This is a genomic window from Fluctibacter halophilus (assembly GCF_020687825.1).
GTDB classification, from domain to species: domain Bacteria; phylum Pseudomonadota; class Gammaproteobacteria; order Enterobacterales; family Alteromonadaceae; genus Fluctibacter; species Fluctibacter halophilus.
The window spans coordinates 1430471-1443664 of sequence record NZ_JAJEWP010000001.1; the positions used below are offsets into that span (position 1 = coordinate 1430471).

15 protein-coding genes are annotated in these 13194 nt (G+C 46.6%); 2 read left to right on the top strand and 13 right to left on the bottom strand.

Features of this window, described 5'->3' with window-relative positions:
• Nucleotides 1–750: 750 nt before the first annotated feature.
• The 5 genes from LJ739_RS06645 to LJ739_RS06665 form a co-directional block, all read right to left on the bottom strand.
• The gene (locus LJ739_RS06645) at nt 751–1221 is read right to left on the bottom strand and encodes a hypothetical protein (RefSeq protein WP_229158323.1); all 471 of its coding nucleotides are present in this window, start codon (nt 1219–1221) and stop codon (nt 751–753) included.
• Between the two features lie 220 nt (nt 1222–1441).
• Nucleotides 1442–1750 (bottom strand): helix-turn-helix domain-containing protein, encoded by a 309-nt coding sequence (locus LJ739_RS06650; protein ID WP_229158325.1) that lies wholly within the window; start codon nt 1748–1750, stop codon nt 1442–1444.
• Between the two features lie 11 nt (nt 1751–1761).
• A complete protein-coding gene (locus LJ739_RS06655; RefSeq protein ID WP_229158333.1) occupies nt 1762–2043 on the bottom strand; it encodes a helix-turn-helix transcriptional regulator in 282 nt (93 codons plus the stop codon).
• A gap of 99 nt (nt 2044–2142) precedes the next feature.
• Entirely contained in the window at nt 2143–3435 is a 1293-nt protein-coding gene (locus LJ739_RS06660; protein ID WP_229158336.1) for a hypothetical protein, read from the bottom strand.
• Nucleotides 3436–3479: 44 nt separating this feature from the next.
• Nucleotides 3480–4730 carry an integrase domain-containing protein gene (locus tag LJ739_RS06665; protein WP_229158338.1) on the bottom strand — a complete coding sequence of 417 codons (1251 nt, stop codon included), beginning with the start codon at nt 4728–4730 and terminating at the stop codon, nt 3480–3482.
• Between the two features lie 439 nt (nt 4731–5169).
• On the opposite strand from LJ739_RS06665, the gene LJ739_RS06670 reads away from it, so the two are divergent.
• Both LJ739_RS06670 and LJ739_RS06675 read left to right on the top strand, forming a co-directional pair.
• Nucleotides 5170–5547: a hypothetical protein gene (locus LJ739_RS06670; RefSeq protein WP_229158340.1), complete on the top strand. Its 378-nt coding sequence runs from the start codon at nt 5170–5172 to the stop codon at nt 5545–5547.
• Nucleotides 5544–5927: a hypothetical protein gene (locus LJ739_RS06675; protein ID WP_229158342.1), complete on the top strand. Its 384-nt coding sequence runs from the start codon at nt 5544–5546 to the stop codon at nt 5925–5927. The genes LJ739_RS06670 and LJ739_RS06675 overlap by 4 nt, the downstream gene beginning before the upstream one ends.
• Here the strand turns inward: LJ739_RS06675 and LJ739_RS06680 are convergent.
• The 8 genes from LJ739_RS06680 to LJ739_RS06715 all read right to left on the bottom strand — a co-directional run bounded on the left by LJ739_RS06680 (nt 5914) and on the right by LJ739_RS06715 (nt 13193).
• Nucleotides 5914–6135, bottom strand: a complete 222-nt coding sequence (locus LJ739_RS06680) for a hypothetical protein (protein ID WP_229158344.1) — start codon at nt 6133–6135, stop codon at nt 5914–5916. The two genes, LJ739_RS06675 and LJ739_RS06680, sit on opposite strands and share 14 nt — an antisense overlap.
• Before the next feature lie 41 nt (nt 6136–6176).
• Nucleotides 6177–6569, bottom strand: coding sequence for a hypothetical protein (locus LJ739_RS06685; protein ID WP_229158351.1), 393 nt, complete (start codon nt 6567–6569; stop codon nt 6177–6179).
• Nucleotides 6570–6572: 3 nt separating this feature from the next.
• Nucleotides 6573–8567 (bottom strand): hypothetical protein, encoded by a 1995-nt coding sequence (locus LJ739_RS06690; RefSeq protein ID WP_229158353.1) that lies wholly within the window; start codon nt 8565–8567, stop codon nt 6573–6575.
• 70 nt (nt 8568–8637) lie between these two features.
• The gene (locus LJ739_RS06695) at nt 8638–10617 is read right to left on the bottom strand and encodes a hypothetical protein (RefSeq protein ID WP_229158355.1); all 1980 of its coding nucleotides are present in this window, start codon (nt 10615–10617) and stop codon (nt 8638–8640) included.
• Nucleotides 10604–11869, bottom strand: coding sequence for a hypothetical protein (locus LJ739_RS06700; RefSeq protein WP_229158356.1), 1266 nt, complete (start codon nt 11867–11869; stop codon nt 10604–10606). The genes LJ739_RS06695 and LJ739_RS06700 overlap by 14 nt, the downstream gene beginning before the upstream one ends.
• 3 nt (nt 11870–11872) lie before the next feature.
• Complete coding sequence (locus LJ739_RS06705; protein ID WP_229158357.1) at nt 11873–12433, bottom strand: hypothetical protein; 561 nt, start codon at nt 12431–12433, stop codon at nt 11873–11875.
• Nucleotides 12433–12852, bottom strand: coding sequence for a GNAT family N-acetyltransferase (locus LJ739_RS06710; protein WP_229158358.1), 420 nt, complete (start codon nt 12850–12852; stop codon nt 12433–12435). The genes LJ739_RS06705 and LJ739_RS06710 overlap by 1 nt, the downstream gene beginning before the upstream one ends.
• Nucleotides 12853–12854: 2 nt before the next feature.
• Nucleotides 12855–13193: a hypothetical protein gene (locus LJ739_RS06715; protein ID WP_229158359.1), complete on the bottom strand. Its 339-nt coding sequence runs from the start codon at nt 13191–13193 to the stop codon at nt 12855–12857.
• Nucleotide 13194 lies beyond the last annotated feature (1 nt).

Below are 13194 nucleotides of genomic sequence, written 5' to 3' on the forward strand. Positions count from 1 at the left end.
CTGAATAGCAGTTGCATGAGAAAACGATTTAAGCTGCAGATGTACTCAAAAGCCTTGGGCGGCGACACTTCGTTATGCGCCCGTAGACTTTTTTCCCCCTTACCAAAAATATTTACGTTATCTCGTACGGGGAGCTAGTGGACAAAGAACATGCTTCTATCCAATACTCTGTACGGAAACAAGTTGATGAACCGCTATCTGATGGCGCTAAGTCATAGGTTACGGGTTCATATTAATCGTTAATTTCCTCACTCTACAAAGAACAATTTCCCTCGCGTAGTGACCGGAGATTAATCATGGTTAACGTGCCTGTTTTTGACACCATGTAACCCAACAAAGCCCATTCGCTGAAGGAACATACAAAGCCTTGGCATAGTCCAGTCATTGCCCCAGGCAGTTTTATAACCCTTGGCTTCAAGCTGTTCTATCACGTACTTGTAAGGTGGCGCAGTGTACTTTGAATATCTGTCCACCAGCATCATAATTTCGAACAGGGTTTTCTGTCGATGATGGCTAAATTGCTCTCTGTTCATTATATCCTCGCGCGCGTATTGGTCTTAAAATTAACGATTTGCCTTCGCAAGGCCTATTTCCAGAAATATTTGCTGTGGTTTATGACTGCTATACATATGGTAAATATATAAAGGGGTAGCAGATTGAACCTTTTAAACGGCGCATTTTGTTCACAAAAGGAGCAAATTGATACTTTTAGTCCAAATTCCCTGCTAGAAAGAAGAGTCAAAGGTTTCACTACGCTACCTTTGTGTTGACTAAAGGTGTCACTTTGCAACCCTTTAAACGTAAGCTTTTCGGTTGGTGGTTGTATGAATCGGGATAGAGCTTTCCATTGCACTCATCAACCGGCAACCAGGTGAGAGCATACAAGTAGGTAAACCCGTTACGTGCTTTCTTGTGGCCCGACACAAAAATCCAGTCGTTATGTAACAATGCTGGAGCATTTCTCAAAATCGTGCTTTTCGTCCACCCCCATTGCTTCATAATCTTTGGTGCAAGAGACAAGTCACCATTGTTATGACCGTTATACTGACGACACAGATCCCAGAGTAATGCCTTTTGAACAGGCTGAAGATTTATATAATCGGGGTGATCATAGATAGCGTGCAGCGCCTTAAAGTACTGCATAGAGGCAAACGCTTTTCTACCATTGGGAAGCATCCCTTTTCTATTCGCCTTAGCCAACTTAATGTGCAGGGGCTTCACGCCCCCTCCCCCGTATTAAATTCAACAACGAACTGAGATATCACAGTGTGATTCTCTTGCACCTTGGCGATTAAATCATTTAAAGCGCTCAGAGAGCCGCACAGATCGTTTAATGGGCAATTCTGCTGTCTACTTGCAAACTGCAGCAATCCAGATAAGGAAACTACCTGGTTGACAGCCCTGGCCTGGTTATCCAAAACTGGAATCAAATCGCACTTCCTCATGCTGCCTCCTCTTGTCCATATCCGCTTCGTTGATTATGTGACAGGTAGTATCGGGCTACCCTACGATGCATTCTACCATCAGGGGTTATGACATCCTCCATAACGGACCTGATGGTGTAACCCAGTTGCTTTAATTCAAATATTCTGGGGGCTGGCGACATAAAGCCTAACTGGCGAAACTCCAGAGTATTGATAGATTGCTTCTTACGCAGATGTGATAGTATTTGCTGGCGTTGTGTCTCAGCGCTTGTGTCTTTTGAATCAAGTAAAGCAGCATTCTTTTGAACGGGGGTGCTGTTTTCCATTTTTCACCCTCCTACGCCGCCAACTGACTAAGCAAAGCATTTGCCGATGATTTACGGCGCTTAACCAGTTCTGCAACCAACGCTTTGATTTCTGTTTTTGACTGACCGGCGGCCATAGCCGTTATTACGGCATCAATCTCATGTTGAAGGAAACCAACGGCACGATCACCGAGTGAGATCGGTGGAGGTAATAGCTGCTCATTTAAACGTGTGTGAAAGGTTGAACGGGATATGCCCAAGCGCTTAATGACTTCAGGCTTTCGGTTGATAGTTGGATGGTCAATGTAGTTCATATCAGTCTTACTCTGTGTTGTTGTGACTGATATCGTATTATTCACATCACCACAAAGCGCACACCGCAACTGCGGTAAAAAAGATTAAACTGCGGTAATTTAAGAGTCGTCAAACCTACGCTTCGCCTCAGAAAAAAACTCTTCAAGTTTTCTCTTACTTGTTCCATGCGTATTAGGGTAATTTTCATTGATAGCCTCTATTATTTTGGCTTGAGATTTATAATTACCACTTTCGAGCAGCATTTTGACTAAAACATGCATGGTACGCCAAACACCATTTGTAAGGTCATTGCCACCTGTCGAGCTATCCGCAGGTTGCTGAATAGTTTCAAGTTCAAACCTTCTTACTTCACTGCTTGTAACTACTAGGTGACTTCTTTCTACTCTAAGGTTGAATGTTTTTAATGGGCAAAGCTCTAGTTGATACCAGTTGATTCCACATACTGGACTATCACTAAAGCCTTTGGCTAGTATATCTCCCGCTGAATCAGGCGACACAGCTAACAAACCACTAAATAGTGATTTACTAGCATCAATTTCGCAATAATGATTGACTTTAGTTAAAGCTCCATTACCTTCAATTTCTGGGTTTAGTTTATTGACTGATGTCAATTTTGAAACTGCACCTGCAAACTGAGAACTAAATAGAAATTTATACTTTTTTAAATTCAACACCTTTGCTTTGATGCACACTTGAAGTTCGCCAGTTTCTATCGCCTGTTCTATCTCTTCAATTCCAAACTTATGCTCTTTCCATCGCAGAGAAAGCGCTTCAATGCTAAACCATAATTTACCATCAAGCTTTGATTCTGCTGGACTTACTTTCTCTATATCAGAGGCACCTCTATAGGAGTTAACAAGTTCAGATAAGCTATCATCAAATTGACTGATTACCTCCAGTCCGTAGAAGTCATAAAACTCTAAAACATAGTTCAAAAATTGACTACGTAAGTCACCATTTTCATCCAAAATTTCAGGGTTCTCACGAACGGTACCGATCAAAAGCTCATTAACCCAGTTTGAGCCACTTAATTCCGATAGAGATCTTTTATGCTCTAGAAATCTAACAATCTCGAAAGTAAAATCTAATAGCCCAACACTCGGCTGCTCAGTTCGAACTCTTCTCGTAAAATCCTTTCGTTTCTTATTGAGTTCAAATTCCAGAGTATTGATGCAGTCATCAGTTTGCTCCTCAATACCATTAAGCGCTGACTTACTTTTCATAGAAAAGATGTGGAGTCTATCTCGCTTGAGATTCTCATATTCCAGCCTTAGGCCATCACTTAATTCTGCACTTTCAATAAACTCAGGTTCGAAGCCGACCACAACAGCTATAGAACTAACAAGTGAAAAACTTACCTTAATTCCATCTAATTCTTTGTTTAAATACACTTGAAACTCTCTATCATTAATCTTAGAACTCTATTTAAATGCAACTAACCTATACAAGCATTACCAACGGATCTATCTATTCCCAACAGGCTAAGCGAGCCAATTGACGACTTCTCTATATGCTCAGACCACCACTGCATCATTACCCTACGCCTTTCGAGGTAAGTTGCGCGATTGTAGGCGCTGCGGATCTGGTCACTGTCACTATGCGATAGTGCAGCCTCAATGACGTCTTTATCAAAGCCTTGTTCATTCAATGTGGTACTGGCCAGTGAGCGCATTCCATGCGCCACCAGCCGATTTTTAAACCCCATACGCTTTAAAGCAGTATTGGCCGTTTCCTTGTTAGCATGGCTGCGTGGATTTTTGTAAGATGGGAAAATGTACTCTCGGTGGCCGCTAAGTGGCTTCATCAATTCCAGCAAAGCTATCGCCTGTTCAGTCAACGGAATGCGATGCTCTCGCCCCATTTTCATTTTTTCAGCGGGAATAATCCAAAGGGCTTCTTTAAAGTCAATTTCTTCCCAGCGGGCTGTTACAGCCTCACCTGGCCTAGTCATAGTGTGCAATTGCCATTCAATCAGGCAACGGGTTTGAAACTTGATGTTGGCAAAGTTAAGCGCCTTCATAAGTTGCGGCAATTCAGCTGGTGCAAGGCTTGGCATGTTCTGCGTGGTGTTAGAGGGGATCATCTGTTTAATGCCAGCAAGCGGGTTGTGGTGAACAATGCCTGCGTTAACGGCAAAGGTCATTACGTTGTTCATGCGCTGCGACACCATACGCGCCATTTCAAAGCAGTCACGCCCTGTAATGCTGTTCAGGATTTCAATCGCTTTAGGTGCAGTCAGTTGCTCAATTGGCAGTTTGCCTACTTTGGGAAATACATGCTTTTCCAGTGAGCGCCACATTTTAGCCGCTGTACCTTCAGTGACTTTGGTACGGTGTAGTTCCATCCAACGCCCTGCGACCGCTTCAAAAGTGTTTTCCAGGGCCTCCCTCTTCTGGCGCGCTTGTTCATCCCTGTGTTCTTTAGGATCGATATTGCCCGCCAGCAAGGAGAGGTACTCTTTACGCTTTTCTCTAGCTGCAGCGAGACCTACAGCCGGATATTGGCCAATGCTGATATCTGTGCGCTTTTTGGTATAAGGTTTGTAGTAATTAAAGATCCAAAGCTTGGAACCATTAGGCTTGACCCGCAGCATCAATCCCTGACCGTCAAACAGGTTATAAACCTTACCGGCGGCTTTGGCACTATTGACTTGGGTAGTGTTGAGCGGAAGTGTCCGTCGAGCCATAGCAGTATCATCCGTAACGTGAATTAGAAATACTGCTAAAAATCTAGCTAAGAAATCAGGATACTGCCAATCAATATTGAACGATACTGGACGCTAATCAGGTATAAGACGTTTATTTAACTGGTCTGAAGAATGTTTTTGTACGTAAAGAAAAGTAGAAATGGTGCGTCCGAGTAGACTCGAACTACCGACCCCCACCATGTCAAGTTGACAGCCAAAACTGACATAAAACCTATTAAATACAGTATGTTAGATGTGATTTTTGCGGTGATTTCAACCGCGAAAAAAAGACAAAAGCGGAAATACAGAACCTTTTAGAATCAAAGGGTTACGATTTTAAAACTACTGTATAAGGGTCCGCCCAAGTGGAGGCTAAACGATGACACTACCATATCAAAACGCAACAGCCGGTGACAATGCGATCCGGGATATTCAGAAAATGCTCAAACAGTTTGGATGCACCAAGTTTGCCACCGGTGAGGATTTCGACACGGGCGAGCTGTTTGTTCAGTTTGAACACCGTGGACGCATGGTGTCACTAATTGCCAGCTCAAAAGGATATGCTGCAGCGTGGCTCAAGGAAAACCCATACAACAACCGAAGGAAAGGAACAAAGGCCGACCACGAAGCCAAAGCACTGGAGAAAGGCGGTACCGCCGTATATTCAATTTTACGGGATTGGGTAAAGGGCCAGGTCACTGCAATTGAAATCGGCATGCTGTCGTTTGAATCAGCGTTCCTAAGTCACATTTTACTTCCCAGTGGAAAGCGTGTTATTGAACACGTAGAGGAACAAAAGCTATTGGAAGGGAAATGAAACAGAAAGACTTTTACATTCGTGTTCTCGAATTTGCATGTAGCAAAACTGGGATATTCACATTGAGTGAGATTAGGGAGGAGTTTAGTCAGGAGTTTGAAAACATTGATGGATTGTGGGATGCCTTTAAACGGCAGATAATGAAAGAATCTATTTTAATGCTTCCAGAGAGTGGCCCAAGCGCATTTTCAAGAGATGTTCAAGACAGTAATAAGTGGGATTCTATTAAACTTCACGCCACTGTCGAGGACAGGATGCGCCTTTTGGAATACACTGAATTGCAAGAAGCAAGGCAGAGTTCTGAGCAGGCGCTTGGAATTGCCATTATAGCGATCGCTTTAAACGTGATTGGCCTGTTTTACACGATTATTTCTGGCTAACCCGCTCCCTGGGCGGGTCAACCCACTCCCAGGTTAAACCCTGCTCTATCATCGCCTGCTTTTGCTCTTGCAGAATGTCGTGAAGCGCAAACGGCATATACGCATCACGGTTAAAGTGGGTGGCCTTCCATGTGCCTTGGTGTTTTTCATAGCGCACGGTTTGAATGTGCTTACCGGATCGGTAGATGAAAAGTAACTTGGTTTGCATGTTGGCACTGGATAGATAAACAGTGCAGGAATGATACTGAGTTAGACTTCCCCGGGCAACTGCATTGACAGGACGTTACCACTTTCACTGATCGCGTTGGTAACAATCCACTCAAGACGCTGTATGCCGTTTTCCGGTATTGGCTTTACATCGCCACCAAATACACGCTTAATCTCGTCGTTGATGATGCTCAGCGCGTTATGCATTGCATTATCGGCGTCGACACCGGTTAACAGGTTGCTACCGTCAATGTCCGGACCGATCAACCACGCCCACTTGCCTGTTGTACCAATTTCGCGGTAACGACAATCAAGGCTCCACGTGTTGTCAAACATCATTACCAGGTCGATATAGGCGTCATACTGTCGATGCTTTCCGTCCAGTACGAAATGTGCGGCACCTTCTGATGGGGCCCCAGGCGAACCAATGGCCATATTTTACTCCCTTGTGATGAACCGTTGTGGGTTCATGTCTTTGGTGAAAATTCTAAAGTAGAAATCAGGTGTACCCTGCAGACCTGCAATGGTTGCGTTTTGCGCAATGCGGTATATCTGCTTTGCAGTTAACCCGTTGATACGTTGTGTATGAACAACGCCAGAACCGCTTGTGGTCGGCAATTGAATGGTATCAATCGTATTACCCTGGTAGTCCTGAATTGTGTACGACGGAGCTGTTGTGCATGTGTATGCGCCATCACCGTACACCTCAATAAAAACGCGCCCAACAGGCGCGGTAAAGTTGCGACGATCAATGTTTAGAAAGCCGCCATTACCCGCGTCCGGTCCAAAAGTCCACAAAGTGGTTTCTTTAAGCTTGTCGTTTGGAATAACGATAGAGTTGATTGAATCTTTGGGTGTCCTCAATAGTTCCATGTTGTAATCGAGCGTGGTACCACCACCATCGATCACGTAGTCATGGTCGTAGCTATTCGGATCATTGGCGACAATCGGCACACCGTCTACAACAATCCGGAATGTCTCGATGGTCGCATCAACATAAACAGCGTTCACCTCGTTGGCCGGCGTGTTGTTCTTTAGGTTTTGACTCATTTGCATGTAGCCGCCTTTGTGCCCAAAAGTGATCTCATCCGCACCAACAATACCGGCAAAGGTGATGTTAACGCCCTGGTCTGACGCTACGCCAGCACCATCAGAGACTCGCTGTGCTTGCTCGTAGTTGTTCTCAAAGTACACGCCATCGATAGTTATCCGAATGCCACCACCACGGCACATCATTCCGCTTTGCCAAGCCGTTTGACATACGCCACCATAGAGCTGGATGGCAACAAAATTTCCGGCATCGGCGGTATTATCAAAGCACCAGTTGTGCCAGTACCTTTCAGCACTGCAATGAAAGAATGAGATAGCGTTGACCGGCCCATCGTTTTGGTGAACGTACCAACCGTACGATTCATTGGCATCATTCCCTTCGGTGGGTGCATGCCGGTTAGCCGCTTGTCTGGCATATGAGTTGTAAAATGATGGGTTGTATGAATTTGAAATGTCAAAGGCAATTCTGTGGCCTATAGCATACACATTGTACATGGCGCAGCTTTCAAACCACCGGCGGATCTTTATGGCTGTATCAGCCATAGTACCATCGCTTTGCAAGCGAAAATCACGCAACACGGTGGACTTGTACCCGTTGGCGGTTCCGTACGCAGTATCGAAATTAAGCGTTACAGCGGTGTTTGTGTGATTTCTAAGGATTGACTCATCGCCGCACCCTTCTATCATGATCTCGCCGCCAACATCATGCGAGTCATATAGGTGCATCTCACCGCGATTGAGAGAGAGGATGCCACCATTTGCAATGGCGTAGTCGATACAGGCTTGGAGAGCAGCATCGTCAGCGCCACTGATGCCCTCATCCAGAAATTGGGCCCCAGCCTGTGCTGGACTGATCGTATTACCCATGGGTACGAACTGAAGCTTTAAACCGTTATCGAGAACAATCAAATCAAGTGCAGTAGTGGTGCCTGGCGTTGATCCGGATACTACGACGTATTTTGCAGCACCGAAGTCGAACACGTTGTTATAACCTGCTGTCTCGACGACATCATCAACAAGTAACGACGTATCAGCTATTGCTGATGCCAAATTCAGGTATTGCTTTCCACCGGTTGTTTTCACCACCGGGTTGACATTATCAGCGAGTTTTACGGCGTTGGTCGTGTCGTTGGCGTCCGCCTCCGCTGACGTTGGGAAGGCATAAAGATCATACGCCTGATCAATGTATGGAATGAAAAGTGCCCCCCCCGATGTTTTTGGAAAGCCTTCAACATTGATCTCGGCCCTGGCAATCGTAGTGGTTCCCTCGCTTGCCGTTGCCATTGATATTGCTGTTGTCGTCCCTGGGACATAAAACTTCAACCAATAGTTTGAGACACCAACATATTGAGGGATAGTAAATGCTATTGGATACCATGACATACGTTATTTACCTTTCTTTGGGCATAAAAAAACCCGCCAGTTGGCGGGTCTAATTCATATTTATTAGCGGTTAGTTGTTCTCTTTATCTTGAGATACTCCAGCAGCTGCAGCCCCCGGAAGCACCCTTGTGGCGTCCGAAGCTAGCCGCCCAGTATCAAGAGGCTTGATCGGTTGCGGAATAGTAATTGCGTTTTTCTCTGTGTTTGACACTTTCAACCCCTTGAAAAAGTCATACACCATTGAATTTTTTGTGATGCTTTTGTTCAGAGATTGAATTGCCTGGGCAGATGGACCAAGGCCCAGCTGAGTTCCCCTTGCTGGCTCTCGAATCTTCGCAATAGCCTGCAACCCTTTCAAAAATTCGCGCTCTTCCTTATCAAATAGAACACGTAATTTATCGCGCCCAAGCCGGTTGAGTGCTTTCGTCAGTTGTTTTTCTGACAGTGCAAACTTCCCACTCACATCCTTAAATGACTGATCTCGAATGTACTCTAGCGCATCAGCTCGAACAGAAGCCCATGCCTCGATAGCCTCTGGGCTCTCTTGATTCAACAGATAACGCTTTAACTGCTCAAGATCTGTAGAGCGCGTAGCTTTCGCTAGCACTGCGTCATTGAAAAACGTATCAGGGTTGTATTTATTACCAAGAATGTCGCGGACGAACTCTTTAGAACGTTGGTCGAACTTTGATGATTTTATTCTTGTCAGTGACTTTTCAAAATCACGCTTCATGGCTCGCGCCTGCTCGAATTCATCAACACCGGTCGCACTGAACACATCGTCATCGATGGCTTCTTTCAGTTGTGCCAGCTTTCTTTTCCCTACGCTGCTAAGGGAATCATAGTAAGAATTCAGATCTTGACGGATCCTCTCTGCGGTATTTGGGCTGATAGGTTTGCTTTTTTTGCCCTTCAAAGACACCCCGTGGTCACGCAGAATGCTGCGAACTGCACCGCGAAGCCCGCCTGTTACGCGGTCCGTGCCAGCCAAACTATCTACAGCACCTCTGAGAGCATTAAGCTCAACAATTGGATTGTCGCCGGCCAAATCCCTCGCAGCTGAGTACGCAGCACCAATTACACCGTCTTGCGCAATGGCATTCTGCTCAACGAAGTGGGTTACGGGGTTGTATGGCGTTGATGATGATGGTTTGCCAGTCATGCCAACTGCATCATCAACCTTACTCATCAGCGCATCGTCCTGTTCCTGAATGGCCTTTCGGACAATGCCGTCTTTTTTGACTAACTCCTGCTGAACCTGGAAATCTGTAGCGCTTCCTGTCATCTGTGCCCGCGTGGGCTCGATACCATACTGGTTAAACAGAGCTCTGCGTGCTTTTTGTTGCGCGTTGGTTGGTGAGCCTTTGGCGGCTTGCTCGGCTTGAGATACGAGATCATCAAACGTCAAGCCTGCGTCATCTAGTGCTTCGAGAAGATCTTTGGATGGTTCGCCTAACTTGTTAACTACTGGAACAGGTGAGCGAGTACCTTTGAATGATGTGACCAGCCGGCGGCCAAGGCGACTAAGCTGAGGAAAAACCAACTCAAGAGCACCCGCAACAGTGCCGCCCAGAATTGCTGCATCTTGGGTATCCCCGGTTCCCATACCCTCAGAGATAATCGCACCTTCAGTCGCTCCTAATCCTGTGGAAGCTGCCACGCGGCCTGCAGTACTTCCAATTTTACCTATCGCAGCACCAGGCACCATAAATGGCGCAGCCTGCCCTACAAACCTCCCTACAGTTTGGGTCACAGGGCGCTTCTTTTCAAGGTCAGAAAACGCTTGTTTTACGGTTTCATCTTCAGGATCCAGTAATCCAAACGTGGCGCCGCGAACCACATCCATCAAACCTCGGCCTGTTGCAATGGCGAGCGAATCAAAAACACCAAGGTTGTCGTTGATTGCCTCAAGTGCAACCTGCCTCTGCTCATCGGTTGGCCGCTGATACTCGGACTCCTTAAAGCCGCCAGAGTCAAGATCAATTACGCGACGGTTACCGTTTGGCGTTTTTTGTTCTGGTTTATCAATACCAAGATCAATTACCGGCATTTAATTTCTCCAACACTTCCTCGATGGTCATATCATATTCAACCGCTGTATCCTGAAGATCCGCAAGGGTGTACTGACCTTTTTCGGTATCAACTGTTTCATTAAAATCGAAGAAAAACTTGTCAGGGTCACCGCCTTTTTGAACGTATCGGTCAAACTGTTCTGATTCACGGTTCATAAACCAGTTTGCTCTGGAAAGCGAAGCAGCCCTTGCTCGGTTCGCCGATTGAGGATCGCTAAGTCGGCCAGAAATACCCTGTGTAACACCGAATTCAAAGTCTGTCGTTGGACCTTTGAACGCCTGTAATTGTTGCAGCGATTGTGACAGAAGTGCGGCTTCAAGAGCCCCTTCTTTCGATACATCAATACCCGGCATCAATCTGGCAATTTGCATTTTTGCGGCACCGGTTAACCCCTGATCAGCTTCCTCTACTAACTTCATCGCTTGACGCAATGGCAAGAAGTTTCGAGCGGCTCTTTGCCGACGTTCTGTGAACTCTTTTCGCATGTCTGATATGCGTTTCTCACGCAGTTTGACACGCTCAAGTTTGGCCGTCTGTTCAACCTCAGTTTCACGTTTTTGCGCTGGTGTTGATTGCACGGCACCAGGGACGTCAACACGAAACGCTTCCCCCGTATTTGGGTCGAAACTTGGGTAGTACACCTGGCCCGTTTCACTGTCTACTTGCGGGGCTGAGTTGCGCAAAGATACGTCATTTCTGCCTTTACCAATGCCAACTTGACGGGCAATATCTGCACCTTGTTTAATCCGATTGATCAGCGGTTCTACCTGGCCACTTTCAATCATTTTCAGCGCTTCTATGGATTCAACCGGATCTACTGGCTCACCACGGGCTTGAGCTTCCTGAAGCGCCTTAATGCGATTTTGAAGAGATAGCTTGGCGCCCTGAGTGTCACCAGATGAAAGTAACGGCATCAACTCCCCCATTCCGTAAGTGACTATGCTGCGAAGCCGCTCGCTGTCTCTTTCGCTAATGGTTGGGTTCTGCATGCGGTCAAGCTCTATTCTACTTGCCTGATTGCGTACACTCTGCTCTTCATTCCCTAGCGACTGTCCAGCTATGCGTACGCCATACATAGCCTCCTGTAGAGGCAATAAACGGTCGGCATGCTCACGCTGCTGCTTGGATGCTTTCAATCGCTCATTGTTGACCAACGTGTTCTGGTAAACATCAATGGCGCTTTTTACGTTAGGAGCCTGAACAGCCAACTGAATACGTGGATCAATCATAAATTACCCCAACCCGATGAATGAAAGGCCCTTATTGATCAGACCTTGCCCTGTATCACTGCCGAGAATGCTGCCACTTAGATCAAAGAGGTTTTGGTACCCTTGCGCCCTTGCGTTTTCTCCCCCGACAATCCCGCCTGCAAGCGCAGCACCTTGGCCGGTGAGCAAGTTACCCTGATTGATAGCGGTAGCCTGTCCGAAATTCAGAAGATCTCCGATGGACTGTTTCTGGTCTTGAATTAACGGGTATGCACTGGTTAGGAAATTCTTGGAAAGATCCAACGCCGTATCACCGGCTGACAACCGGCTTCTTGCTGCGGCGATTCTGGACGTGACATTGTTTGCATTATCCAGTGAAGCCTGAAAAATTGGATTGCCCTGCAAATACTCATACTGTTGATTTGGGTCAGTGAGAAAACCTGAAAGGTTCAAACCCTGTTCACCAATCTTCTTGAAAGGATCAAGTAATGAGGATGCTTTTTCACCGTATTCGACCTGTGTCTGTGCAGCTTCACGTGAGGCATCAGCCGCCGTCTTACCTGTCAATCTGTCAAAGAAACCCATCAGTTAAACCTCGTTATAATGACGTCATAGGCGACGCCGTGTTTCGTGTAGTGGTTCGCCAAGGTGCCGACAACCCTGGCTCCCATCTTCTTGTTAAATGCGATCACATTTGGGTAAAGCGTCGGGACAAGCCCATAAATAGGCACATCAACCATGTTCAATATCGCTTTCGCAAATGCTTCAGCGTGCGCCTTACGGTGTTCTGGTAGAACTTGAAAGTGACCCTCAACGCCGTCACGGTAAGGGTGAAAAATAGCGAGGCCAACAATCTCACCGTCAACATAAGCGCCAAGATAAACGTGATGCTCGTCCATGGGTGGCGGTGCGTCTCCGTTGTCTCCGGTGATGGCCTCATAAATGTCCGGGTGGTTCAGCACTTTTGATACCTCGCCAGCGTCTTGGACAGTGAGGATCCGCATGCTTAGTCGTTTGTGGTTAAGGTGCCGGAGATATTGACCTGAACATTGCCGGCCGTATCGGATCCTTCGACGGTTTGGCCCCCCTCGATGACCACCCCGATCAACTCCCGAGCCAACCACGACTTACCGGGCAATATGGTCTTTTTAGCCAGGTAATTGGTCGCAGATGACGCCGTACCGTTACCGAGCCGCCAGATTGTCACAGTTTCTGCAGCGCTGCCGGTATTGGTGAACACCGCGCTACCGATAAAAACGGCTGTGCCCTCTTCCGGCTCCAATATAGGCGCAGCAACAGCCGCCAGGGCCGTATCAATGGCCAGCGATTTCAATTGTGTTGTCATG

Excerpts from the sequence above, each read along its gene's own strand:
- LJ739_RS06670 (WP_229158340.1), top strand. The coding sequence starts at position 5,170 with ATGCTCAAACAGTTTGGATGCACCAAGTTTGCCACCGGTGAGGATTTC.
- LJ739_RS06685 (WP_229158351.1), bottom strand. The coding sequence starts at position 6,569 with ATGGCCATTGGTTCGCCTGGGGCCCCATCAGAAGGTGCCGCACATTTC.
- LJ739_RS06705 (WP_229158357.1), bottom strand. The coding sequence starts at position 12,433 with ATGGGTTTCTTTGACAGATTGACAGGTAAGACGGCGGCTGATGCCTCA.
- LJ739_RS06700 (WP_229158356.1), bottom strand. The coding sequence starts at position 11,869 with ATGATTGATCCACGTATTCAGTTGGCTGTTCAGGCTCCTAACGTAAAA.
- LJ739_RS06675 (WP_229158342.1), top strand. The coding sequence starts at position 5,544 with ATGAAACAGAAAGACTTTTACATTCGTGTTCTCGAATTTGCATGTAGC.
- LJ739_RS06665 (WP_229158338.1), bottom strand. The coding sequence starts at position 4,730 with ATGGCTCGACGGACACTTCCGCTCAACACTACCCAAGTCAATAGTGCC.
- LJ739_RS06715 (WP_229158359.1), bottom strand. The coding sequence starts at position 13,193 with ATGACAACACAATTGAAATCGCTGGCCATTGATACGGCCCTGGCGGCT.
- LJ739_RS06710 (WP_229158358.1), bottom strand. The coding sequence starts at position 12,852 with ATGCGGATCCTCACTGTCCAAGACGCTGGCGAGGTATCAAAAGTGCTG.
- LJ739_RS06650 (WP_229158325.1), bottom strand. The coding sequence starts at position 1,750 with ATGGAAAACAGCACCCCCGTTCAAAAGAATGCTGCTTTACTTGATTCA.
- LJ739_RS06690 (WP_229158353.1), bottom strand. The coding sequence starts at position 8,567 with ATGTCATGGTATCCAATAGCATTTACTATCCCTCAATATGTTGGTGTC.
- LJ739_RS06695 (WP_229158355.1), bottom strand. The coding sequence starts at position 10,617 with ATGCCGGTAATTGATCTTGGTATTGATAAACCAGAACAAAAAACGCCA.
- LJ739_RS06680 (WP_229158344.1), bottom strand. The coding sequence starts at position 6,135 with ATGCAAACCAAGTTACTTTTCATCTACCGATCCGGTAAGCACATTCAA.
- LJ739_RS06655 (WP_229158333.1), bottom strand. The coding sequence starts at position 2,043 with ATGAACTACATTGACCATCCAACTATCAACCGAAAGCCTGAAGTCATT.